The following is a 22,693-nucleotide window of genomic DNA, read 5'->3' as shown; positions in this document are numbered from 1 at the left end:
GTGCCGGGCCTCACCGACACCGACAGGACACATCACTGTTGGCTTGCACCGACGGCAATGCTGGTGCTCTTGTAGGGGTCTCGCTGCCAGTGGCATTTCGAGACGCCGCGCTCTGCGGACTTGTTGCTTGTCTCACGGCGTGGCCACAGCAATCTGTCTCAAGACCGTGGCATTTCCTCAGTCACTACGAAGCGAGACGGGCCGTGCCGATGCCCCTGGCCGCGACGGCGATCAGGACGCCCTGACACCCACACCGGGGAGTGGTTGGCGATCCCGTAAGCGGATCCATCACCGGCGCAGGCGGGCCCGCTCGTCTCCCGAAACCGGAGTAAAGCCCACGGCCTCGGAATTGAGGTGGCGCCGCATCACGCCCGCTCCTCGAGTGGGGGGACGGGGACCAACAAGACGGGGCGGCGGGCGTGGTGGACCAATTTTGAGGACACCGATTCGCCGACGAACCGTTCCAGCAGCGACATGAGCCCGCCGCGGGAGGTGCCGATGACGATCATCAGAGCGTCATTCGCCTCGGCGATGGTGGTCAGCAGATGGGCCGGGGTGCCCTCACGGGAGTAGTACGCCCAGTTCCCTGGCAGCGCCGCCAGCATGGCACACGCCTCGGTGCGTTCGGCCTCAACGGCGTCGGCATAGCGCTGCTCCCAGTCGTCGCGATCGGGTTCAATCGGCATGTCGTCGATGTCGACGATGTGCGCGACGTGCAGGAAAGCGTTGAGGCGGCCGGCGAGGTCCAGCGCGTAGGTCAGGGCGGCGTGGGAGGCAGGATGGCTGTCGAAGCCGACCACCAGATGACACTCCGCCGGAGTGGGTGCCGGCGGTCCGTCGACGCGGAGCGGGGTACGCCAGTCTCGCAGCGCCTCTCGGGAGGCGGGGTGGTTGTGATTGTTCTCGGTCATCGTGTTCTCCTCACACCCCTTGCTTCAGATTCCGGCCAGGGCGAGTCCGGCCCCACCTGCGGCGACGGTCACCAGCAGGGTGCCGACCGCGTTGGCGACACCGGCGGCATACCTCTGGCGTTGGATCAGCCGTACGGTCTCAAAACTGGAGGTACTGAAGGTGGTGTACCCACCGCAGAACCCGACACCCACAATCAACTGCACCTCGCGCGGAACACCGTGAAAAAGGACCAAACCGACCACGAACCCCAGCAGCAATGACCCGGTCACGTTGATCAGCACCGTCGCCCACGGAAACTCTGCACTGCGACGGCGTCTGATCGCCCCGTCTACGACAAAGCGGGCGATCGCCCCCACGCTCCCGGCGCACGCAATCCACAGCACCATCACCGCACACCCCCCGCGTGCCGCGACCGCACCCGCACCCCGACCGCGATCCCAGCGATCGTGGCCACCAGCCCCGCGAGCACGGTACCCACTGCGTAGCTTCCCGCGGCCCACCACTGATGGCCACGCAGGAGGAGATCGGTGTCAACGGCGAGGGTGCTGTACGTGGTGAATGAGCCCAGCACCCCGGTGCCCGCACACAGGCGCACCCGCCGGCGCCACCGAGTGTCCGGTCCGAGCCGCGTCAACGCTTCGAGCAGCAGCCCGAGGAGGAAGGCGCCGGCCACGTTGATCGCGAATGTCGTGACCGGCCACCCGCCCGAGGCCTGGGTGAACCAGACCCCGAGCTGATAGCGCAGCGGGGCTCCGAGCAGCCCGCCGGCAGCAACCGCCGCGATCGCGGACGGGCGGACATGTAATGGCCCGGGAGTACGAGGCGCGGTATCGGGATCGACTGGCAGCGTGGGATTCGGGTCGCGGCGACCGTCCACGGGCAGGCTCCTTCCACATCAGGGAAAGGAGCCATCAGCCTCAGGGGTGATGCGGTTCAGACAACCCCTCCGGGGTGTCTCGGCGGAGATCCATCGCCAACCAAAAGGATATCCCCGCGCCCCGGTGTCCGTCCGCACCCGTCTGTTCGAGGCCCGATCCTTCACGACCGAGTACAAGGCCGAGCAGCCCATCGGGTGACTGACTCTGGCCGCACGATCGCCGAGGTCATCCCGGGTCACGCTGGAGCCGCGAACTCAGCCTGAACGAGGCACTGCGCACCCGTTTGGGGAACCCGCACCGGGACGTGATCGGCGCCCAGCGCGTACTCGCAGGGGTCAGCGCTCGTCCCGAGAGCGGATCGGTGACCGGGCAGCAGTGCAGAGTTCTTGCCGTTTACGCTTGACCTTCGAGTCGACTCGAAGGTTTACCGTCGTCTCATGAGCACTTATCGGATCTCGCAGCTGGCGGAGATCTCCGGGGTTCCGGCCACGACGCTGCGGTTCTACGAGACCGCGGGCCTGTTGTCCGCCGAACGGACGGCATCGGGTTATCGGGTCTACGGTGACGAGGCCGTCGAGCGGCTGGGGTTCATCTCCTCGGCCAAGCATCTCGGCCTGCCGCTGGAGGAGATCGGTGATCTGCTCGAGGTCTGGGAGCAGGGAGTCTGTGCCTCGGTGCGCCAGCGGATGCTTCCGATGGTCACCGACCGGATCGGCGACGCTGACAATCGGATCGCGGAACTGACGGCGTTTTCGGCGTACCTGGCCGGTGTCCGTGCCGACCTGTCGGAGCCGGCACCGGACGGGGCCTGCGGGCCGGACTGCGGCTGCCTCACCGCCCCAGCCACATCCACCACGCCGGCGCCGGTGCCTCTGACACTCGAACGCCGGCCCGAGCCGGCACCAGGTCTCTCCTGGCGGGATGTCCCGGTGGCCTGCACCCTCAGCGGCGACGAATACGGCGAGCGTGCCCAGCAATGGCAGCAGGTGCTGGACTCAGCCACCGGACGTGAAGAGATCGACGATGGTCTCCGCGTACGGTTCCCGTCCGACCCCAACCTGGTCGCCGAGGTGGCACGCCTGGCCGCCGCCGAACAAGGCTGCTGCGCCTTCTTCGACTTCACCCTCCACCTGTCTCCAGACGCGCTCGCGTTGACTGTGCGCGCCCCCGAGACCGCCCACGCCCTACTGGCCGAACTGTTCGGAGCGAAAGTATGACCTCACCCCGGCGTCCAGGATCTGCCCGGTGGCAGGCGATCGGGGTGGGCGCCGCCGCGGTCGGCGCGTGCGCGGTCTGCTGCGCAGCCCCCATCCTCACCGTCCTCGGTGGGCTCTCCGTGCTCTCCGCGGTGGGAGCGGTATGGGTCCCCGCACTGATCGTCGTCGCGATCTTTGCCGCGCTGGCACTGCTAGCAGTAGTGCGCCGGCGCCGCGCCAGCGCCTCCTGCGCGGCGACGACGGTGGACCTTCAGATGCCCACGGTGGGCGGCAGCGAGGGTGAGCGCACGATATCCGAATCACGATGACCTGTGATGCCCCCGATGGGCGAGAATTCAGTGCGCCCGCCAAGACCGGTCGGCGCGGGGCACACGATCGAGGAGTCGGATAAGTGGCGCAGCCGCAGGGCGTTGTCGAACGCATGGAACACCACCAGGTGGCGATCTACCTCGCGGCAATGGTCGTCGGCGCCGGGCTCGGCTGGGCCGTCCCGGCAGCAGGCCCGGGCCTCGAGCACGCGATCAACCCGGTACTCGGCGCCCTGCTGTACGTGACCTTCCTGCAGGTCCCCGCCGCCGAACTGGTGCGGTCGCTGCGCGACGGGCGGTTCCTGTCGGCCACGATGGTCGTGAACTTCGTGGTCGTGCCGCTCGTGGTGGCGGCCATGTTCACGTTCCTGCCCGCCGACCAGGCCGTGCGGGTCGGGGTGTTGCTGGTGCTGCTGTGCCCGTGTGTGGACTACGTGATCGTCTTCAGCGGCCTCGCCGGCGGCAGCAGCCGACGGCTCCTCGCCGCGACCCCACTGTTGTTGGTCACCCAGATGCTCCTGTTGCCGCTGTTCCTGCTCATGTTCATGGGTTCGGACCTGTCCGACATCGTCGAGACCGGCCCCTTCGTGGAAGCGTTCGTGGTGCTGATCGTCATCCCCCTGGCGCTGGCGTGGGCGACCCAGTTCTGGTCCGCTCGGGCAGCATTGGGCCGGAAGGTATCCGATGCCGCGACGTCGATCATGGTGCCGTTGATGGCCGCCACCCTCCTGGTCGTGGTCGCCTCCCAGATACCGAAGCTGGACGGCAACTTCGCCGACGTGGCCGCGGTGGTGCCCTTCTACGCGGCGTTCCTCGTGGTGATGGCGTTCGCCGGATGGGCGATCGCCCGGCTGTTCCGCCTGGATGTCCCGTCGGGGCGGGCCGTGGTGTTCACAGGTGCCACCCGCAACTCCCTGGTCGTGCTCCCGCTGGCCTTGGCACTGCCCGACCAGCTCGCGGTTGCTGCGGTCGTCGTGGTCACCCAAACACTCGTCGAAGTCGTCGGGATGGTCATCTACGTGCGCGTGGTCCCGCGCCTCGTCCGGGACGACCGCACGGCCGTCTCCGCCGCCTGACTCGCTGTCACCCTGGCCACGGGCCGCAACGGATTCCGTATAGGCAACCCGCACTGGCACGTCCCGAAAGCCGGCCGTTGACCGGAACTCGCTGACCAGCGCCGTTCCGGTAGCCCCGTCCGGTGATGGTTTTGCTTTCGGGGCGTCAATCGGGACCCCGACGATCTGGATCACGCCGAAGTGGGCGAGTCTCACCACGATGGCGGATCCGCCACCGGCCCGCCACTCGCCGTGAGATTCCGTCGCCAGATTCGAGACCAGCCACGCCGCCACGTCGAATGCAATCTCACCCAACGGCCAACTGGCCACTGAGTGGCCATCCCAGATGAGATTTGGCCATCACTCTCGAGACCCTCAGCTCTGCTCCGCTGGCGCCCAGAGGGAAGACTCTTGCTGTTTTGCCTCCTGGCGTTCAAATTCTGACCGGCGGTGACCTTCGCGCAACCCCTGGCGGCGCGGGCGCGCCGGCACAAGGCTCCGGGAAAGTTCTCTCGGCTCGCACGCTCCCCGAGAGAACTTTCCCGGCCCAGAGGTATGCACTCCCGGCCCCCTAGCCGGTCCGACTTTTCCCTGCCAGAAGGGCAAAAAGAACGGTCGGGGCACCCGGCCACCGGTTCAGCGCAAAGGGGAGAACTCATGGGAGCCACCAAGAAGGACAGCACCGACCGGGCCGAGGAGCGCCGCCAGCTCGCCGCGCAGCTGCACGAGACCATCACCGCGAAGGTCGACGCCCTGACCGACTCGGAGCAGTGGGTCGCCTACCTGACTGCCGCTGCCGCGTTCCACTCCTACAGCTTCAAAAACGTGTTATTGATCATGGCCCAGCTCCCGTATGCGACCCAGGTCGCCGGGTTCCGCAAGTGGCAGGAACAGGGACGGCAGGTCCGCAAAGGTGAGAAGTCCATCCGCATTTTCGGTTACAGCACCCGCACGGTCACCGAGACCGACCCGGACACCGGAGAAGAGACCAAGCGCAAGGTGCCGACCTACCCGGTGCTGTCGGTGTTCGACATCTCCCAGACCGACCCGATCGAGGGACACCCGCAGCCCGAGCCGATCGCCCGCCGTCTCGAGGGTGAGGACACCGCTGCGATCCTCGACCGGGTCCGCGACATCATGACCGGCCAGGGGTGGACCGTGACCCGCGAGACCATCCCCGGCCAGACCAATGGATACACCACCCTGGACGGATCCCGCCGCATCGTCGTCGACGCGACCCTCAGCCCGGCGCAGGCCGCCAAAACAATGATCCACGAAGCCGCCCACGCGTTGATGCACGCCGCCGACAACATCAACCCGGCCGAGTTGCACCGGGGCCGCGCCGAAGTCGAAGCCGAATCCGTCGCGTACGTCCTCGCCGGACTCCTCGGCCTGGACACCAGCGAGTACAGCATCGGCTACATCGCCACATGGGCGGACGGAGACACCGCCGCCGTCACCGAGACCGCACACACCGTGCTCGCGACCGTGCACACTCTCGCCACCGCTCTCGCACCCCAGTCCGAAAGCAACGCAGACGAGACTGCCGCAGCCTGACGTGGCAACAGATGGCCCCGAACGGCTACGGTTCGGGGCCATCTCGTGCGTGCGGATGTGTGCGCGGCCGCCGCTTGGGTGGCACCTCCCCTGCGGTCCGGTGGAGGCCACCTGCGGTGTCCTCTGAATGGAGCTGTAGGGCCTCACGGCCGATGACATTTCGAGACGCTGCGACCTGCGGATATGTCACTAATCTCGCAGCATGGCCACCGTAATCTGTCTCAACTTGGTGGCATTTCTTCAGGGGACAATCCCCTCTTGAGCCTTTGCCACCGACGTGGCGGCAAGCTTCACGGCACGCGCGCGACCTTCGTCGAGGGGCAACAGCGAGCCGGGGAGATATGCGGCCTGAACGATTGCGGAACCACTCCTTACTGGCCGTTGACGGCCGGACCGGATTGTCTGCGCAGCGGAGATCAGGGGACGGTCCACAGTCCGGCGCCGGGCAGGACCGTGATCGGCCACCCGACACCACTGGTGGTGACGGTGGCGACCAGGATCCCGGACCCGGTCACCGCCGTTCCCCCGCTCGTAGGTGGCCCGAACCAGAGATTCGCGGTGCCGGTGGCCCCGGTCGTCAGGTTGCGCCAATGGATCGCGCAGGCGCAGGCGCGTTCGGTACCGGCGAATCGGGTGATGCCCGGCAGATCGGGATCGGTGGTGGCCGTGACGTGCTGTCCGACCAGGGGCAGCAGGAGCCCGGTCGGGCCGGTCGCGATGCCGGCGACCGGGATGGGCAGGACGGTGTCCGTCGGGGCGGCCGCAGCACTGGGCGCACCGGCCAGGAGCATGGTGTTGAGCGCGGCAAGCACAGCGCCGATTGCAGTGCGGTATCGACATCGAATGCGCCTTGTACCTGTCATGGTCCTGCCTCACCTCGGGTACGTAAACTTCGACTCGGACACTATCCGCGGAGAAGCCGTCGCATAACTGAATCCAGTTGTTACGACAATCGCCTCGTCCACTGGGTGATCCGCTCTCCTCCACGATTTCCTCCCGACCTCCGTGGCTATCGGTGCCTGCGAGGTGTCCGAACCCGCGACGCCCGGTCGGCCCATCAGTGACGGTTCGACCGTAGACCAGGCGGTGGTCGCTGCCGAGACAGCAAAAGTAGGGGCACGCAACCCCGTCCGGATTCGGGGTACGGTTCGCGTGCCGGCACCAGCAGCGAGCAGTAGATCACTCAGCGTGTGCGGCAGGGATGTTCACGACAATGGCGCAACGGCGACCACGTCCGGCCCGACAGGACGGACCTTCCCGGCGCTGGCGGCACCGTCCCGTCAGGCGACCAGATGGATGACGGATGCCACTGTGCACCTGGTAACGACGACGTGATCGGAGACGAATGAGTGGATATGTCATCGGCTCCGGCTCCCCCACTCATCCGGCCGTCCCTGACCCGGCGCGAGGTCGAGGTTCTGCGGGTATGGGTGCGGAGTGAATCCAAGACCGCTGCCGCAACGAAGCTAGGAATCGGATTGGGCACCATTAACACCCATCTGAGTCGTGTTCGGGACAAGTACGCGCGGACGGGGCGGCCAGCATCGAACAAGGCCGCGCTGCTGGTGCGAGTACTGCAGGACCACATCCTTACGCTGGCCGAACTCGACGACGTATAAACCGTAGAAATCCGCGTCGTCCCCAGGGAAGGACACCCATGCCACACCGCCGGTTCATTCCGTCCTCACTCCGCGTGGCGGCCGGCACCGTCATGGTGATGCTGTCGGCCGCTCTGCTGGTCGGTGCACCCAGTGCCGCGGCCGCGCCGGCGGACACCGTGTTGCCCATTCCGGTTTTCGGTGTCGCGACCGGCCCGACGGGTCTTGGCGGCCCGTTGGTCGCGCAGCATGTTAAGGCCAGAACCGATCCCGACTCCCCGGGAAGCACCCGATTCGTCGGCGCCGAGTACGGGTGTCTCTGCCTCGTCCATTGGCGCAACCTGTCGACCGGGGCCACCGGCGCCACCGGGGTGGGACGCCCATTCGACCCCCGCGCGGTCGCCGTCACCGGGCCCGGTGTGCTGGTCGCGACGGTCACGGTGAGCGGGTTAGCTGGCTCGCCGATCACCGTATTACCCGGCGCAGGTGCGTGGATCGTCCCGTAGAAGTGCCCGCGCCGAATGCGCGGTCACCCGGGTGGGTGTCGTCGAGGCGCAACGCAGATTCCGATAGGGGATGCTTCGTCGAATTCGGCGGCGCGAGGATGTGGTCATGCAGGGCTTCAACCAGCAGCGCAGTCTTCGCTGATGCGGGAACGCCCAGTCTGCGTGCAAGCTGATGTCCGATTCGGTTATTGCGGCGGATGTCGATTCACCTTCGCACCCAGATGGTGTGGTGGTGACACTCCTGTCGATCGCTGCGGGTGCAGCGTCCGCGGCGCCGGCGACCACACCCTTCCAGATTCCGCGGGTGTGGTACTCCACCATCTTCGGGATCTGCACCCCGGGGTGTGTCGATTACCCGGTGGCGATCACGGGCGAGACGCCCGGCATCATCACCTTCCCGGCTCCCCGGCCATTCACCGGCGCGGGCGCGTACTGGGTGCACTGGCACAACCTCGGCACCGGAGCATCGGGGGTCGCACCGATCTACAGCAGCGGACCCGCGGTGGTGCACACCGGCTCTGGCGTGGTGACCGCGACACTGACCGCCGGGAACGAATACTTCGGCGCGAACGGCATCTTCGTCGTGCCGTAGCCGCTACCTCGCCCGTCCCGGCTGCACGGAATTGCCCCGACCGGCCGGAGAAGTCGTATCGACTGCCTCCTGGGTCTGGGTGGCACGCGATTATCGGCGCGGGTTGTCCTGGACCCGTTGCGATACCTCCCCGCGGCCTCATTGCACGCCCACCTGGGGGACGGCGATAAGCCTTGGCTCGGTCACGAAATGACACCGGATCCATTACCCACCATCAGCAACATCAGTACCACCGGTAACGTCCCTTCGTGGGTCGGGGAGACCCTGATGGAGGAGACGCGCCGATGAGTACGACCAGATCCGTTGTCCGTGCGGTCGTTGTCGTCACAGTTGGGGCCGCCGCCGGATTCGCCGCGACCGGCCTGGGCGTCGCCGCACCGATCGACATTCAACCCACCCCGATGCTGTGCCCCGCAGGAATCGGTGCCGCCGAGTCCCAGGTCGCCACCGACAATGCCACCCTCGGCGGCGAGCAGGTGTTCTACTTCCTCCGGGATCCGAACGGCAAGGGCGCCCATGTCGCCTACCTGAACCTGGCCACCGGAGTAGCCGGGTCACAGGCGTTCGCCAACGCCCCCGCCGGCACCCCGTGGATCGGCACGTTGCCGATCGCCCTCGCCGAAACCGGTGCCGGCCCAGTCGTCTCCGCCGTCTACGGCATGCACACCAACACTGCGGGAGAAGCTTGCATCCTGCTCCCCGGCCTCGACCTCAGCCAAGTCCCCCCGCTCGAAAACCCGGAGAACGACGGCTGACTCGGCATCGGCGGCCGACCACCCCGGTTGACTGCCGACGGCGCCAGCCGTCAGCAGTCAACCGGTCGCGGACGAGGACGCGCTGGTGCCGCGGACAGGCCACGAGGCGGTGTTCACCACAGTGCGCGCTGCCTCGTAACCGCTCGGAGCCCTCTCCGTGTGGTGTCGATTTCGGTGGTGACCGTGGGTGGTCCACCGGCGCGCCGAAACCTGGCAGTTACTGCCGAGCAACCGGCTGTTATGTTCTGACGATCCGTGCGGAATCCAACTGTGAGGTGCAAGTGAGCAATCCCGAGGTGTCCCTGAGTGCCGGAGCGGTGCGACGAATCGGGGTCGTCGAGGATCACGAAACGGTGGTGGCGGGGCTGGAGGCGATGGTTGCCGACCATCTCCGACTGCATATTGCCGCCTCGGCACCGACCGTGGCGCAGTTGCTCGCGCAGGATGTGGCCCTCGATCTGGTGATCTTGGATCTGCGGCTGGCCGATGGTTCGTCCCCGAAAGCGAACGTCGAGGAGTTGCGGGCGGCGGGGCTCGAGACGTTGGTGTTCACCGGCGCGGAGAATCCGTACCTGCTGCGTCTGGCGGCGAGGGCGGGGGTGCTGGGGGTGGTGCGCAAATCCGAGGCGAATGACACGGTGGTCGCCGCCATCCTCGCGGCCGCGGACGGCCGGCAGGTGGTGACCACCGAATGGGCCGCGGCCATCGACGGCGATCCGGGCCTGTCGGAGGTCGGGCTGAGTCCCCGCCAACGCGATGTCCTGGCCCTGTATGCCTCCGGTGAGAAAGCCACCCGGGTGGCGCGGTTGACCGGGCTGACCCCGCACACGGTCAATGACTACCTCGCCCGCATCCGGGCCAAGTACGCTGAAGCCGGCCGGCCCGCAGCGACCAAGACGGACCTGTACAAACGTGCCGTCGAGGACGGTTGGCTGCCCGTCCCCGAGCACCCGAACCGCTGACACGCATGATGCGTACGGCTGCCTCCTCCGCCGTCGGCTGGGACAATACCGACCGTATTCTGCGGATGTTTGCCCGGTTCACCAGCGTAGGCTACCTCGCCTACCTGATACTGCTGCTGCCCTCGATCACTTTGATGCAGCCTCGGATGGCTCCGTGGTGGACCCCGCTTGCGGTGGTCACGGTCTTCGGGACCGGTCTGTTGCCCGGGATTGTGTCGCTGCGACCGCACGCCACCGTCATGCGGATGACGGCCGCCGCCGCGGCAGTGACCTTCCTCGCCGCCGCCGGCAGTTGGCCGTTGGCATGGCGCGGTCCGCAACTGCCCGCCGACGACGGGGTGTGGTTGGCCGCCTTCCCGGGGCTGGCGAGTCTCGCGGGAATTGTGGCCTGGCCCACCACGATCGCGTTCGCGCATCTGGTGACCGGGTGCGTCCTCGTGCAAATGATCAATCTCGTCGCTCGGCAGGACGCGTCTGCGGCGATGCTGCTCCCGGAGATCGCGTTCGCGATCATGTTCTGCACCCTGTTCGTCGGCGGGGCGGCGATGGCCCTGCGCACCGGGCGGGTCCTCGATGCCACCACCGAGGCCACCCACACCGCGGCCTCGGCCGCGGCCGCCCAGCACGCCCGCACCGTCGAACGGGAACGCTTCGACGCCCTGGTCCACGACGGGGTGATGGCGACGCTGCTGGCATCCTCGCGGGCACAACCCCTCCGGCTGGTACGCACCCTGGCCACCACCACCCTGCAGGAACTCGACGCGCTCCGAACCGGAATCACGTCCGATCACCCATTCACTCCGGCCGAGGCACTCGCGCACCTCCGTGCGGCCGCGGCGGCCGCCGACGCCGGCGCCGAATTCACCGCCACCGGTGGTGAGACCGGCGAACCCGCGAGCCTCCCGGCCGAGACGGTACGCGCGATGGGGGCGGCGCTGGGGGAAGCCATCCGCAACAGCCGCCTCCATGCCGGACCCGGCGCCGCCCGCACAGTCACCGTCGCTGTCGAATCCGACCGGCTGAAGGTACGGGTGGTCGACGACGGCGCCGGCTTCGACCGCACCGCGGTGCCCGCGCACCGACTCGGCATCACCGTCAGCATCCTCGCCCGGATGCGTCAAACCCCCGGCGGGTCGGCCCGGATCGACACCCGACCCGGCCGGGGCACCACCGTCCACCTCGACTGGGCGGCCCGATGACCACCACCGGGGCCGAGACCCGGGATGTGCGTGAGCTGCTCGGGCTACGCAGCACCGCCGCGAAAACCGTGGTCGCGGCGTACGTGCTGACCTTCCTGCTGGTCAGCACGACCACCAGCCCCGGGCCCGGCGCCCTATTGGCCGAACTCGCCGCCTGGCTGATCGTCAGCGTCGGCGCCGCCGCCCTCATCCTGGTTCCCGGGGATCCGCTGCCGACCTGGACCAGCGCCGCCCTGACGGTGTCCGGTCCGATCGCGGTCACCCTGGTTCTCGCCGTCGTCCCGGTCCCCATCGACGGTCTGCTGCAGTTGTGGCCGCTGGCCGCGTCCACCGCGATCTACACCTACATGTGTGTGCGCGGCCGCACACTCCTCGCCTGGGCCGGCATGGCCGCAACACTGTCGAGTTGCGTGCTGTGGGCGGCCCGCACCGGGCAGGGCGCAAGCTACGGGATCGGCATATCCGCGATCAATCTCGCCCCGCTGCTGATGGCGACGTTCTTCGCATGGACCATCCGGCCCGCCGCACGAAGAATCTTCGACCTGCGCGAACAAACCACCATCCGGGTCGCCGCCCAGGCTGCCGACACCGCAATCCTCGACGAACGCGACCGCCAGCTGCGGCGCCTCGACGACCTCGCCCGGCCGCTGCTCGAACGCATCAGCGTCGCCGAACACCTCACCGACGACGACCGATTGGCGTGCCGACTCCTCGAGGCCCACCTGCGAGACACCCTCCGCGCCCCTGCCCTCGTCGCCCCCGGTGTGGTCACCGCCGTACGGGCTGCCCGCGCCCGCGGAGTTGACGTCATCATGCTCGACGACCACGGCATGAACACCACCCCCACCGACGTGCGAGACCGCATCCACACCGCCGTCGCCGACACCCTCGCCGCGACAACCCACGGCACCCTCACCATCAGAGTCCTACCCCCACACCGTCACGCCCTGGTCACCATCCTCCGCAGCGACCACGACGACGTCGCCCGCGTCGAGTTCGGACACGACGGGCATCGGCTCACCCGACCGAACCGGACCGACCCGCCATGACCGTGCCCCTATTTCTGCCGTCTCGGCACAGACCCCAGCCTGGCCTACCGTCGAACCGCGACTGCTGCGGTTCCACCGGGCGTTGTTCCCGGCGAGAACACCGCGCTTACACAGATGTCAGGCACCGCCCAGCGAGGAGAGACAGATGAGAATGCACCTGAAGATCGGAATTGTCTTTTGCGGCAGCCTGACCGTTGCTGGGCTGCTCCTGGCGCCGGCAGTTGCGTCGGCCGTTCCGGGGAGTTCGCCGGTGCTCGAGAACACTGAGGTCCTCACCGCATCGGTGACTGGCACCACCGCAGCCGTGACCGTGACCGCCCCTGAGAACATGTACTGCCAAACCCCGACTGTGGTAAGGGGCCCGATCGATGCGGCCGCCCTGCGTGAGGCGCTCGCTGACTGGGACCCCGCCGCGTCGGCGCAACCGGACTTCACCGGCACCGGATTCGCCGCCGAAGGCGTGTACCCACCCGCGGGCACCCTTCCCAGTCAGGTGATCGACGTACCCGACGGACAGAACTGGCCTGGTTTCGAGGACACCCCCTTCACCGTCACCCTCAACAACCTCCCCAACGGGGATTACGGGGCCTTCACCGGATGCGTGCAATCCGCGGACGACCCCATGCCCTTCCACATCCGCAACTTTCGCATCGGACCTGACCTCGCCGCGCCCAACCCGGGGATGGGAAGCGCGGATCTCGGAAACCTGTTCGGCAGTTCCTGACCTCACTGCTCGGCAGCAGGCGGGGAGCGTCGGAATCTCGGTGGGGTCGGCCGAACTTTCCCCCTCGACTCCGATCGTGTCCATTGCTCGTCGGGGCTGTTCCGTTATCTGTCACGGGTCCGTCTCGTCTCATCGAATCCGTCGCGAAGGGCACTGTGATGAGTAATATACCCGGGGCAAGCCCGATGACTGACGGCGAGTTATCGCGGGGTGCCAGGTGTTCAAGCGCTCCCGATGCGTTTGAGGAAATCCAGTCGTGGTGCACGGCAAACGGTTTCCCCGCGGGCACGGAAATCGACGAGCGACATCTCTACTGTTACCTCGTCTCGCTTCGGTTGCGTGGGAACGGAGTTCAAGCACTGCGAAGGGTCGTCGACACGCTCATCGATCGGGTGCCGGCGTCGACGGGGTCACCAGGTGCTCGGTGGTTGCCGGATCGCGCGAACCGGACCACACCGGACGCGGCGATGGTCTTGGTCGTCGCGGAGGATCCCGTGTTCGGGGTCGGCCTGGAGAATCTCCTGATCGAGCACGGCCAAGCATGTATCGCCGTGACACCGGCGATGGCGCAACGCTTCGCCGCGGCGATCTGGGATTACGTGATCATCTGGCCCCTCGCACCTGGACGATCCGACCGGTACGCGAGCGTGTCGTGCATCTCGGATCTGGTGGCGTCGATGCCGCAGGTCACCGCAGCTTCCGTGCGCTGGGATCGCTCCCATCCGCTGCGCGCTCTCCGGGAGGCGGAGGCGGGCATTCAGTTTCAGATCGACTACGAGACGTTCGCGACTGATACTGCAGGCTTTGTCGCCGAACTGCGCGGCGGAGCGATCCGCGGAAGCTTTCAGCTTGCGACTCCGTTGGCGTTACGTCAAGAACAGGGATTGCGCCTGACCGGTGACGTGGCCCAGTTCCTCGCGATCGCCTCGGCGCTTCCAGCGGAGGTGTGGACGACCAATAGAACGCAGCGTGCGTTGGGTATCCCACGCAGCGCGATCACAGGCATTCGACGTGCCGCGTGGGAGGTGGCCGGGATCCCGGCTCCGGACTACGCCCGCTTTTCGTCGTCGATGCGCGCCGCTCCGGAATATCCGGAATGGTCGACGGTCAGGAACTTCGTCCGCATCTGCTGGGGGCTCGACGACCACTACACATGAATATCAAAGGAAAGGGTCGTCGTCCTGCTCCGAAAACGGTGTCCCGCTAGGCGGATCGGCGCTGGGGGATGCCCAGGTCTCGTGTCGGATCTGTTGCACCGATTCCGGCGGCACCGAGGGGCATTGGTAGTTGCGTTCCCGGATGGACTCAAGGAGTCGGCCGTCGAAGGGTATGCCGTATCGGCGCACATAGTACGCGATCGCGAGGGGCCAGCTGTACTCGCCGTCGGTGGCGCAGCCGATCGGGACGACGGCACCGGCTGTCGGATCGATACAGTCCTCGGCGAAGCCGACGGCTCTGACGATGATGCTGCCCTGCTGGAGATAGTCGGCGACCGCAGCGGCGTCCGGGAGCGGTGCGCGGCCGGGGTTGGGGGTGAAGCTGATGACCGTCACCGAAGGGGCCATGACAGTTCCTGCACGTCGCACATCTCGTTTCTGCTCCTTCGGATCTTGTTATGCGGGATGAAATGTGCGCCAACGACCCATTCCCTTCCCTGTCGTGTCGACGATCGGGCGCCCCTCTGAATTTCCGGGGCTGATCACGATCTTGCCGAGATTGTTCGGTGGTAGCCACACGCTGTCTGTGGGCGCGGTAACTCGGCTACCCAGTGCCCGCGCCAACTGCTGCGCGACGCCCTCGTCGGTAGACCCGGTCGAACAGGAGAACAACGTCACGGGTTGACCCGCAGTGTAGTGGGGGTCACGGCGAATCAAGCTCGCCAGTTGCATCGCGTTCAGCGATTGTGGACCGATGCCGACCTCGCTTCCGTTCCCGTGAATGACGGCGAGAAAGGACCCGTCGCGGACCGCCGGAATCGTATCGGTAAGTGGCCGGAGGGGGTCGCCTACAGCGAGGAAGCACCGCCCCGAATCCGCTTGAATCGGATAAGACGATTCTGTGAAGAGGCGGTGCACGGTGACGTCGTCAACGTCCGCCGATGCGTCCGCGTTCGCGTCCGAACGCGAGGCGGTGGCGACCGACGGGCCACCGCGTTGCGGCTCACCGATGATGCGGGTGCGGAACTCGCGCCCGTGTGTGCGGGATTGATCCAGGAGTTGCGCGGCACGCCGACAAGCCTGCGAAGCTGCTCCGAACGCGTGGACGGCGGGTCCGAGTTGGGTGCCCGCTCCGACTTGGCCGCGGACCGCAGCCACTTCAATGGCGGTCGTGGCCAATTGGTCGGCCTGCCGGGCGGCGATGAGGGCCATCTCCCGGATCTCTGCCTCGATACCCTCGAGGGTGCTGCAGAGTCCTTCCAGTTCACTGACCATGCTGTTCCATTTCGCGTGCTGGCGCACTCTAGGAGCCTGATGCCGTTGAGGCGGAAGGCTGGGTGCGGGAGTGGCCTACAGCGACGAGGAGTAGCGGTTGGCCACCTGCGCCGCCTGCTGCAGCGCCACAATCGCCTGGTCCACTTGTTTCTCTGCGGCTTGGAGCGCCTGGACCATGTCCCGGTCGACATGCTGTGAGCTTCCGCCGAGGGTGGCGGTGACTTGATTGACGGCGTTGGAGAATTTCGACTTGAACCCGGCAAGTCCCTGCGCAGTGGTCTTCGCGTCGTTACCGACGGCGGCGACCCGTTGCTTGAGTTGAGTCAATTGAGACATGTTTTTCCTTCCCTTACAACAACACAACGAGGACAACGAGGAGAATGAGAATGACCGCCGCACCGGCGAGGGAGGTGAGGGTGCGGCGTCTGGCCCGCGCCTGGCGAGCGAGGTGTTCGGCCTCGTCCGCCAGGCGAAACGATTCGGCTTGCCGCTCCCTGTCCTGGCGAGCCAGTTCTTGCCGTTTACGCAGGGCAGCGGCGGCGGCCTGCGCTTGCGCCGCTCGCTGCTGGTCTGCGCGGGCCCGAACGCGAGCCGTGCTCTCAGCCTCGAGTGCGCACCTGTCCACCAGGTCACAGAGCCGGGCTTGCACGTTCTGCATCCGTTGCAGTTCGTCTGCGTCACCGACCATGCCCGGCGCGGGCCTCACCGACCCGGGCAGGCGTAGCCCGAGGCCGGCCAAGGTCTGCGCCGCGGCCCTGTAACTGTCGATGCTGCCGCGTCGAATCTGCTCGGCACGCTGGCCGTGGGTGAGCGCGACGCGCGCCTGCTCGTCGGCCACGCGCCGGCTCTCCTGGGCGGCGGCAGCCTGTGCGCGGTCAAGCCCGCTGGGGATATCGAGGATGGCCTCGATGGCGGCGAGATACTGCCGGTAGGCATCCGGCTTGGAGGCGGATCCCATCACGGCCCCCACTCTGCGGTGGTGATCACGCGCGCATCCTGGTCGCCGACCGGTGAGAACGGAACGAGGACCGTAGGTTCGGGCAATTGGGTCCGATCCGTCCACAGGGCCCGGTTATCCCGGACCGTCCAGGTGACGAACGGGCCCAGGAAGTCGTGCACCGCGGACTGGTCCACTCGCAGGAACACCATCACATCCACCATCCCGTCGCCGGCGAAGCCTAGATGCGCCTGATACGTCGCGGTATTGGCCCACCACCCGAGAACATGCACCGACTTCGTCGGCCCGTCCCGGAGCACGGCGCGCAGGACCTCCGCCGGGGTGTTCGCGAACGCGTCGGGAGTGTCGAGGCGCCCGATCCGGTCCAGCCCGAACGCGAGGATGTAAGTGGCAGGTCCTGCCGGGTCCGCTTCGGCAATCGCGTCGGCTTGTTCCTGGAGGAAGTTGAGGATCCCGTTTCGGTCGATGATGTCGACGGGAAACCCGATTCGGGCCATGAGGTGATGCCAGGGTCCCATGTTGTTTCGGCTCGCTGTGGAGTCGTCGAGCAGTTCGATGCTGACGAATCGGGCGTCACCTGCCGGATGTTGCAGTGCCAATGACAACGCGGCCGTTTGCAACACGCCGATGGCATGATTCGCTGCGGTTTCGCCGGGGGCGGCACCGAGCTGATCGAGCTTCTCGCCGGCGCCGAGGACGGCGAGGTTTCGCCCCGGTTCGGCGGTGAACGTGACCGTGGCGGGGACCGCCGAAACCGAGATCGGCATCCCGATCACAGCACTCGGGGCACCTGATTGCGCGGTGAGACGCGCGGCACGCAGCCGGCGGATCGACGGGACCGCGTCAGCTGGGCGCAGCAGTCGTGCCCCGTCGAACACGGCCGGGGCGGGACATGTGTCGCGGGCGAGTTCCCACCAGGTGTGACGCAGCGAGTCGAGGATGTCGTCCTGTGCGGAGGCGATGGTCACCGTTCGGTTGGCCCCGAGTGAGCCGTAGTCGAGGTTGATCACTGCCTCGCCGCGGTGCCGCAGGCGGGCCGGGCCGTCGTTTCCGACGGACATCGTCGCAACGGATTCCTGCGGCGAATTCTTCAACCCGATCCGGATGGGGAATTGACCGTAGAGCCCGCTCTCCCGTGCCATCAGCGCCGAGATACCGGAGATCGATTGAGAGGCCAGTAGGACATGTATCCCGTACGCGCGACCGAGGCGGGCGAGGCCCTCCAGTAGTTGCGCCGCCTGTCCGGCGATGGCGTCGTCTCCCGGTTCGAACAGGCGTTGGAACTCGTCGATCATCAGAACGATCCGGGGCATCGTCGCGGCGGGAACCTGATGACGGTACCGGGCGATGTTGTCGCCGTACGGTTTGATGACCGCGGCCCGCCGCACCCGTTCGGCGTCGATCTCCTGCAGGACCGCCAGCCCGAAGTCGCGGTCACTCTCGAGGCCGAGCACCCGGGCGTGGGGCAAAAAGTCCGGTGAGTGTGGAGTCGAGGTGTACGGATAGAGCGACACTCCATCCTTGAAATCCAGCAGGTACATCTGCACCTCGGCAGGCGAGTACCGCTGGCTGAGACTGTGAATGATTACCTTGAGGAGATTGGATTTTCCTTGACCGACGGCGCCGGTCACGAGTGCATTGTGACGCTGTTCCCGCTCGTCTCCGAACCGCACCTCGACCAGGTCGCGGCCCGCTCGTCCGAGGGCAAAGGTGATGCCTTCTGCGCTCGATCGGGTCCACCGGTCATTGAGGTCTTCGACGTCGACGAAGTCGACCTGCGGGCCGCCGGCGGTGCGCATGCGTGCGGTGAGATCGGCTACCGCCTTGATGACCTCGTCCACGGTGGGGGCGGACAGATGCGCGCTGCAGTGCGGATAACGGGACCACCGCAAGGCGGATCGTTGGTCGATGATCTCTCCGAAGTCGTGTAGTTCACGCGCCCGATCCGGCTGCGGTGCACCCTCGGAGCCACCTCTGGTGTCGTTCCCGCTCACAACGACGAGGCAGATCCCGGCGGCAGGACCGACACGCGCGAGCGTCGTGACCTTGCGGTGCATCGTGTCGGTCACACCGATCGGATAGTCCAGGAGTACGACCAGTTGCAGACGCTCGGCCGGGTACCCGACCGTGCGCCGGTAGTCGAGCAGAGTGGGCTCGCTGCCGCGCATAGTATCGGTGACCCGTTGGACGTCCGCGATCAGCCGGTCGAGTGTCTTGTCGAGATCATCGGCGCTGCTCACTACGTACAGCGACCCGTCGAGTGCGTCCTTGAGGCCGGAGAACGGGGCGAGCCAGCCCCGCAGATGCGGGTCGTGACCTATCACGTCGAGCTGGCCGGGCGCCGTCCCTGTGAGAGCAGCGAGTACCACCCGGTGGACGATGCTCCGCGCCTGATCGTCACCGCCGAAAACCACCAGATTGGACCGGCCGAGCAACGGAACCACCCACGGCAGTTCGAGGTCTTCGTTGACACCGAGAGCGTGCCCGGGCAACTCGAGGTGTCCCAGCTGCACGTACTCGGCGGTCGCGAGAACATCGTCGACGGCTGAATTCGTCGCGGTTTCGGTGTTGTCGCGGACGTATCCGCCGAACTCGATTACCTGCTGGGCTGAGCGGTTTCGGGCAAGTGCCACCGCCCGCTGCTGGTCGGCGCGCATAGCTTGGGCGCGCGCGGCGGTGGCCTGTTCGTGTCGGCGGGTCGCCGCTTCGAGGGAACCGAGCACGCGCTGGTGGGCAAGTGGTAGTTCGTCACCGAGCCGGGCCAGGTCGGCAACGGAGTCGTCAGTTGTCACCGATTTCCCCGGTGTCCGCGGCGATCACAACGGTGACCTGGGCTGGACGGAGCAGACGCTCCCCACACAGGTAGCCGTGACGGTTGACTACCGCAATGGTGCCAACTTCGGACGCACGCTCGGACACGATGGTTGCGACGACCTCATGCACCCTCGGGTCGAGCGGTCCCGCTGCGGGAACCTGTTCGATTCCCCTGCGCCACAGTGACTCCAGAATTTCGTCTGCCCCCGACAGCGCCAGTTCCTGCAGGTCTTGGTACTGACTGTTGCCGGCAGTGAGGAGTCGATCGACCACCAGCAGCATCTCTTTGACCAACCCGTCCTGGGCGCGGGCGGTGAGAATTTCCCGTGAGCTGCGCAGCTCCTCCTGCAGCGTGTCGAACAATCCGGCTCGGAGCTTGTCGTCCATGAGTCGGCGGACAAACAGGTCCCGCAGTTGTGCGACTTCGGTGCTCAATCCCTCGACGGCGGCACGCAGACCGGCGAGGTCGTCGGTGGCCGCGCCGCTCATACTTGGGCCCCCGTGCGGGTGACATTGGCCGGTAGTTTCCGCTGCCGCCACTTCCAGTCGGGCATGCGGTGCCGATACACGTACAGCGCAACGATCCCTATCAGCACGACGAAGGCTAAGAAGGAGATGAGGCCACTGGCGACGAACAAGGTGATCGCGGCGACGAGTACCGTCAAGCCGTACCCCGCCAGACTGTCGGAGCTGAACCACTTGACCTGTTCGGCGTCGACGACGACCTTCCGGAACGTCTCGATGTCGGCCAATGTCTCGGTGTCGGTGATACCGAGCTGGGAAATGCGTTGCAGTGCCTTCTTCCCGACCTCGAGCTGGGCTTCGTTGGTAATCGTCGCCGTATCATCGGCGTGTTGGCTCCACTGGCTTGCTGCCGCACTGATGACGACGGCGGCCAGTGCGTCCTTGATCCCCATGATCGTCGGATGATCCTCGACAGTCTTCTCGAGGATCGGCAGCGCGAGATCGGGGCGGTGCGCGCGATAGTAAGTATCGGCGATACCCACCGCGTGAAACGGGTTGGACGGCTCCAGTGATTGGGCGCGTTCGTAGGAGCTCCGCGCCCGATCGTATTGATCGGCGTCGAGGTAGATATCGCCGAGGACACAGTGATACTCGGGGTTGTTCGGCGACAACCGGAGGGCCTCACTGATTTCGAACTCGGCGTTTGCCCGGTTCTCCAGTTCGAGCGATGCCTGGGCTCGCACATACCAACCATCGGGATTGCCCGAATTCTGGTTGGTTGCCTCCGTTCCGGCAAGATGGGCCTGCACCGCGTTGCCGCTGTCGAGGTACCCCTGGGCGACTGCCACCCAGTCTCGTCCCGGCGCACCGCCGGCGGGCGGGTGCGATGGCTCGGCGACCCGGGCCGCGAGCTTTTGGTCGTACTCGCGGCGCCGCCCCGGGTCGAGCAGGATCGTTTCGGCTTCCGAGATGGTGTGGATACGTTTCTCTGCCCGTGAGCGCACGTCCGGGTTCGGATGATTCTGTTTGCGGGTCCAGTCCTTGCGCTGATTGCGGATCGCTGTCTTCACGCTCTCCGCTTCGGCGGTCCGGGGGACGTCGAGAAGTTCGTAATAGTCGATCAGGTCCATGTGGTGGTCTTTCTCGTAGTCGAACCGGTCCAGCGCAGCGGTGTGCTCAGGACACCGTCAGCCGCGAAATACGGTCCTTCGCGGTGGCAACGTCGTCGTCGCTCATGTTGGCGATCCGATCGATGTCGAAGGTCCCCAGCAAGGTGTTCGTCGTCAGGTCCGTCACTTCGACGAACACGGTCTGATCGATGTCGTAGGCATACGAGATCCGGATCGGCGCTCCCTTCGGGTACGGCGGGATGGGCAGCACTTTCTCCCCGATGACCACGACGTACTCGGGGTCGATGTCGTCGCCTTGTGTCACTTCGACCCGCACCGCGGTCTGTTGCTCAGAGGCGGTGAAAAAGTCTTCGGCGTGTTTGGCCGGGATCTTCGTGTTCCGCGGAATGAGGATGTTGTTGACCGTCTTACCTCCGGTGCCGTCCAGGGACAGCGTGCCGAGTGCTTGTGAGGTCACATCCAGCACCTCGAGGGGTTTTCCGTCGTAAACATCGAGTTCCTGCCCCATCTGGACCGAGGCTTCGACCGCCGCCTGAATAGCCGCACCCAGCGCTACCGCCTGATCAGGGTGAACGCTCTTGTCCGGTGTCCGCCCGGACAGCTTCTCGACCAACTGTCGTACCATTGGCATCCGCGTCGACCCGCCGACCAGCAACACATGATCGATTGCCGCCCAACCTAGCTCCGCTTCTTCGAGCACCGACTCGGTCAGATCTGCGGTCCGCCGCAGCAAATCGGAGGTCAGCGTTTCGAAGCTCGACCGGTCGATCTGCACCCGATACGAACGCCCGCTGTCACTGACTACGACCATGGTCGAAGCCACCGTGGTCAGACTTCGTTTGGCCATCTCGGCCTTCTCGCGCAACGCCGCCGTCTGCATCTCGTCCTCGAGAACATCAGGTCCGCCCTGGTCCTGAATCTGCTCGGCCAAGTGGACCATCAACCGGTTATCGAAGTCGAATCCCCCCAGATTGCGATCCCCGTCGGTGGCAAGAACCTCGAACATGCCCGCCCCGATCCGCATCACGGTGACGTCGAAGGTTCCGCCACCGAGGTCGTAGACGAGGACGGTTCCGTCCGCAGACGAGTCCAATCCGAACGACAATGCCGCCGCGGTCGGTTCATTGAGGACCCTCAACACGTTCAGTCCAGCGATCTCCCCGGCGTCCTTGGTTGCCCTGCGACGAGCGTCGTCGAAGTACGCGGGCACCGTGATGACCGCATCCGTGACCGGTGTTCCCAGTGCTAGTTCTGCGTCGGCCTTCAACCGACGCAAGATGACCGCCGAGACTTCCTCCGCACGCAGGCTCGCGCCGGCCGAGGTCTCGAATCGCCAGGCCGCGTCCCCCATGCTGCGCTTGACGAACTCGACGACCTCGTGGGGAGCGCTCGCGGCGGCATGCTTGGCCATCGACCCGACCAGTGGCTCATCCTTGCCATCGATCTCCTGGAACATCACCACCGACGGCATGATGTCTTCACCCTCGCTGTTGAGCAGCACCTCGGGTATCCCGGTCGGTCGCATCACCGCGACCGCCGAATAGGTGGTGCCCAGGTCGATCCCCACTACGTCGACCATCTC

25 protein-coding genes and 1 pseudogene are annotated in these 22,693 nt (G+C 66.4%); 14 read left to right on the top strand and 12 right to left on the bottom strand.

Features of this window, described 5'->3' with window-relative positions; all coding sequences use genetic code 11:
• Window positions 1-365: 365 nt before the first annotated feature.
• Genes JWS13_RS04580 through JWS13_RS04570 form a run of 3 tightly spaced genes read right to left on the bottom strand, consistent with a single transcriptional unit; the run spans window position 366 to window position 1,789 of the window.
• Window positions 366-911 (bottom strand): universal stress protein, encoded by a 546-nt coding sequence (locus JWS13_RS04580; RefSeq protein ID WP_206004658.1) that lies wholly within the window; start codon window positions 909-911, stop codon window positions 366-368.
• Window positions 912-935: 24 nt separating this feature from the next.
• Entirely contained in the window at window positions 936-1,301 is a 366-nt protein-coding gene (gene crcB, locus JWS13_RS04575; protein WP_206004657.1) for a fluoride efflux transporter CrcB, read from the bottom strand.
• Entirely contained in the window at window positions 1,298-1,789 is a 492-nt protein-coding gene (locus JWS13_RS04570) for a fluoride efflux transporter FluC (RefSeq protein WP_206004656.1), read from the bottom strand. Before JWS13_RS04570 ends, crcB begins: the two co-directional genes overlap by 4 nt.
• Before the next feature lie 438 nt (window positions 1,790-2,227).
• On the opposite strand from JWS13_RS04570, the gene JWS13_RS04565 reads away from it, so the two are divergent.
• From JWS13_RS04565 to JWS13_RS04550, 4 genes are all read left to right on the top strand, one after another.
• Window positions 2,228-3,007 (top strand): MerR family transcriptional regulator, encoded by a 780-nt coding sequence (locus tag JWS13_RS04565; protein ID WP_064079955.1) that lies wholly within the window; start codon window positions 2,228-2,230, stop codon window positions 3,005-3,007.
• Entirely contained in the window at window positions 3,004-3,315 is a 312-nt protein-coding gene (locus JWS13_RS04560; protein WP_155755967.1) for a hypothetical protein, read from the top strand. Before JWS13_RS04565 ends, JWS13_RS04560 begins: the two co-directional genes overlap by 4 nt.
• Before the next feature lie 83 nt (window positions 3,316-3,398).
• Window positions 3,399-4,391: a bile acid:sodium symporter gene (locus tag JWS13_RS04555; RefSeq protein ID WP_206004655.1), complete on the top strand. Its 993-nt coding sequence runs from the start codon at window positions 3,399-3,401 to the stop codon at window positions 4,389-4,391.
• 636 nt (window positions 4,392-5,027) lie between these two features.
• Window positions 5,028-5,927, top strand: coding sequence for an ArdC-like ssDNA-binding domain-containing protein (locus JWS13_RS04550; protein WP_206004654.1), 900 nt, complete (start codon window positions 5,028-5,030; stop codon window positions 5,925-5,927).
• Window positions 5,928-6,343: 416 nt separating this feature from the next.
• Here the strand turns inward: JWS13_RS04550 and JWS13_RS04545 are convergent, their stop codons facing one another.
• Window positions 6,344-6,739, bottom strand: a complete 396-nt coding sequence (locus tag JWS13_RS04545; protein ID WP_241032082.1) for a hypothetical protein — start codon at window positions 6,737-6,739, stop codon at window positions 6,344-6,346.
• A 543-nt stretch (window positions 6,740-7,282) separates the two neighbouring features.
• Between JWS13_RS04545 and JWS13_RS45410 the strand changes: the two are divergent.
• The 10 genes and pseudogenes from JWS13_RS45410 to JWS13_RS04500 form a co-directional block, all read left to right on the top strand.
• Window positions 7,283-7,387: pseudogene (locus JWS13_RS45410) on the top strand (LuxR family transcriptional regulator); the annotation flags it as partial.
• Window positions 7,388-7,405: 18 nt separating this feature from the next.
• Window positions 7,406-7,546 (top strand): hypothetical protein, encoded by a 141-nt coding sequence (locus tag JWS13_RS45405; RefSeq protein ID WP_241032088.1) that lies wholly within the window; start codon window positions 7,406-7,408, stop codon window positions 7,544-7,546.
• A gap of 38 nt (window positions 7,547-7,584) precedes the next feature.
• Complete coding sequence (locus JWS13_RS04535; RefSeq protein WP_206004651.1) at window positions 7,585-8,031, top strand: hypothetical protein; 447 nt, start codon at window positions 7,585-7,587, stop codon at window positions 8,029-8,031.
• A gap of 232 nt (window positions 8,032-8,263) precedes the next feature.
• Window positions 8,264-8,623, top strand: a complete 360-nt coding sequence (locus JWS13_RS04530; RefSeq protein ID WP_206004650.1) for a hypothetical protein — start codon at window positions 8,264-8,266, stop codon at window positions 8,621-8,623.
• A gap of 284 nt (window positions 8,624-8,907) precedes the next feature.
• Entirely contained in the window at window positions 8,908-9,378 is a 471-nt protein-coding gene (locus JWS13_RS04525) for a hypothetical protein (protein ID WP_206004649.1), read from the top strand.
• A 374-nt stretch (window positions 9,379-9,752) separates the two neighbouring features.
• Entirely contained in the window at window positions 9,753-10,340 is a 588-nt protein-coding gene (locus JWS13_RS04520) for a helix-turn-helix transcriptional regulator (protein WP_206004718.1), read from the top strand.
• A gap of 5 nt (window positions 10,341-10,345) precedes the next feature.
• Window positions 10,346-11,539, top strand: coding sequence for a sensor histidine kinase (locus tag JWS13_RS04515; RefSeq protein WP_241032081.1), 1,194 nt, complete (start codon window positions 10,346-10,348; stop codon window positions 11,537-11,539).
• A complete protein-coding gene (locus tag JWS13_RS04510) occupies window positions 11,536-12,588 on the top strand; it encodes a hypothetical protein (RefSeq protein WP_206004648.1) in 1,053 nt (350 codons plus the stop codon). Before JWS13_RS04515 ends, JWS13_RS04510 begins: the two co-directional genes overlap by 4 nt.
• A gap of 250 nt (window positions 12,589-12,838) precedes the next feature.
• Window positions 12,839-13,312: a hypothetical protein gene (locus JWS13_RS04505; protein ID WP_206004647.1), complete on the top strand. Its 474-nt coding sequence runs from the start codon at window positions 12,839-12,841 to the stop codon at window positions 13,310-13,312.
• A 428-nt stretch (window positions 13,313-13,740) separates the two neighbouring features.
• A complete protein-coding gene (locus JWS13_RS04500; RefSeq protein ID WP_206004646.1) occupies window positions 13,741-14,469 on the top strand; it encodes a hypothetical protein in 729 nt (242 codons plus the stop codon).
• A 3-nt stretch (window positions 14,470-14,472) separates the two neighbouring features.
• On the opposite strand, the gene JWS13_RS04495 is transcribed toward JWS13_RS04500, so the two are convergent.
• The 8 genes from JWS13_RS04495 to JWS13_RS04460 form a co-directional block, all read right to left on the bottom strand.
• Entirely contained in the window at window positions 14,473-14,877 is a 405-nt protein-coding gene (locus JWS13_RS04495) for a hypothetical protein (RefSeq protein WP_206004645.1), read from the bottom strand.
• Between the two features lie 48 nt (window positions 14,878-14,925).
• On the bottom strand, window positions 14,926-15,744 hold the full coding sequence (locus tag JWS13_RS04490; protein WP_206004644.1) for a hypothetical protein: 819 nt from the start codon (window positions 15,742-15,744) through the stop codon (window positions 14,926-14,928).
• A gap of 75 nt (window positions 15,745-15,819) precedes the next feature.
• A complete protein-coding gene (locus JWS13_RS04485) occupies window positions 15,820-16,080 on the bottom strand; it encodes a hypothetical protein (RefSeq protein ID WP_206004643.1) in 261 nt (86 codons plus the stop codon).
• Between the two features lie 13 nt (window positions 16,081-16,093).
• A complete protein-coding gene (locus JWS13_RS04480) occupies window positions 16,094-16,705 on the bottom strand; it encodes a hypothetical protein (RefSeq protein WP_206004642.1) in 612 nt (203 codons plus the stop codon).
• Complete coding sequence (locus tag JWS13_RS04475; protein WP_206004641.1) at window positions 16,702-19,494, bottom strand: FtsK/SpoIIIE domain-containing protein; 2,793 nt, start codon at window positions 19,492-19,494, stop codon at window positions 16,702-16,704. Before JWS13_RS04475 ends, JWS13_RS04480 begins: the two co-directional genes overlap by 4 nt.
• The gene (locus tag JWS13_RS04470) at window positions 19,484-20,005 is read right to left on the bottom strand and encodes a nucleotide exchange factor GrpE (RefSeq protein WP_206004640.1); all 522 of its coding nucleotides are present in this window, start codon (window positions 20,003-20,005) and stop codon (window positions 19,484-19,486) included. Before JWS13_RS04470 ends, JWS13_RS04475 begins: the two co-directional genes overlap by 11 nt.
• A complete protein-coding gene (locus tag JWS13_RS04465; protein ID WP_206004639.1) occupies window positions 20,002-21,111 on the bottom strand; it encodes a J domain-containing protein in 1,110 nt (369 codons plus the stop codon). Before JWS13_RS04465 ends, JWS13_RS04470 begins: the two co-directional genes overlap by 4 nt.
• Window positions 21,112-21,157: 46 nt before the next feature.
• On the bottom strand, window positions 21,158-22,690 hold the full coding sequence (locus tag JWS13_RS04460) for an Hsp70 family protein (protein WP_206004638.1): 1,533 nt from the start codon (window positions 22,688-22,690) through the stop codon (window positions 21,158-21,160).
• Window positions 22,691-22,693 lie beyond the last annotated feature (3 nt).

The sequence above is a fragment of the Rhodococcus pseudokoreensis genome, assembly GCF_017068395.1.
GTDB classification, from domain to species: domain Bacteria; phylum Actinomycetota; class Actinomycetes; order Mycobacteriales; family Mycobacteriaceae; genus Rhodococcus_F; species Rhodococcus_F pseudokoreensis.
This window is presented reverse-complemented; position numbering and strand designations above follow the sequence as displayed.

Bases quoted from the DNA above. Each gene is read 5' to 3' on its own strand.
- JWS13_RS04580 (WP_206004658.1), bottom strand. From the start codon at position 911: ATGACCGAGAACAATCACAACCACCCCGCCTCCCGAGAGGCGCTGCGA.
- JWS13_RS04565 (WP_064079955.1), top strand. From the start codon at position 2,228: ATGAGCACTTATCGGATCTCGCAGCTGGCGGAGATCTCCGGGGTTCCG.
- JWS13_RS04560 (WP_155755967.1), top strand. From the start codon at position 3,004: ATGACCTCACCCCGGCGTCCAGGATCTGCCCGGTGGCAGGCGATCGGG.
- JWS13_RS04550 (WP_206004654.1), top strand. From the start codon at position 5,028: ATGGGAGCCACCAAGAAGGACAGCACCGACCGGGCCGAGGAGCGCCGC.
- JWS13_RS04535 (WP_206004651.1), top strand. From the start codon at position 7,585: ATGCCACACCGCCGGTTCATTCCGTCCTCACTCCGCGTGGCGGCCGGC.
- JWS13_RS04525 (WP_206004649.1), top strand. From the start codon at position 8,908: ATGAGTACGACCAGATCCGTTGTCCGTGCGGTCGTTGTCGTCACAGTT.
- JWS13_RS04520 (WP_206004718.1), top strand. From the start codon at position 9,753: ATGGTTGCCGACCATCTCCGACTGCATATTGCCGCCTCGGCACCGACC.
- JWS13_RS04515 (WP_241032081.1), top strand. From the start codon at position 10,346: ATGATGCGTACGGCTGCCTCCTCCGCCGTCGGCTGGGACAATACCGAC.
- JWS13_RS04510 (WP_206004648.1), top strand. From the start codon at position 11,536: ATGACCACCACCGGGGCCGAGACCCGGGATGTGCGTGAGCTGCTCGGG.
- JWS13_RS04495 (WP_206004645.1), bottom strand. From the start codon at position 14,877: ATGGCCCCTTCGGTGACGGTCATCAGCTTCACCCCCAACCCCGGCCGC.
- JWS13_RS04490 (WP_206004644.1), bottom strand. From the start codon at position 15,744: ATGGTCAGTGAACTGGAAGGACTCTGCAGCACCCTCGAGGGTATCGAG.
- JWS13_RS04485 (WP_206004643.1), bottom strand. From the start codon at position 16,080: ATGTCTCAATTGACTCAACTCAAGCAACGGGTCGCCGCCGTCGGTAAC.
- JWS13_RS04470 (WP_206004640.1), bottom strand. From the start codon at position 20,005: ATGAGCGGCGCGGCCACCGACGACCTCGCCGGTCTGCGTGCCGCCGTC.
- JWS13_RS04465 (WP_206004639.1), bottom strand. From the start codon at position 21,111: ATGGACCTGATCGACTATTACGAACTTCTCGACGTCCCCCGGACCGCC.
- JWS13_RS04460 (WP_206004638.1), bottom strand. From the start codon at position 22,690: ATGGTCGACGTAGTGGGGATCGACCTGGGCACCACCTATTCGGCGGTC.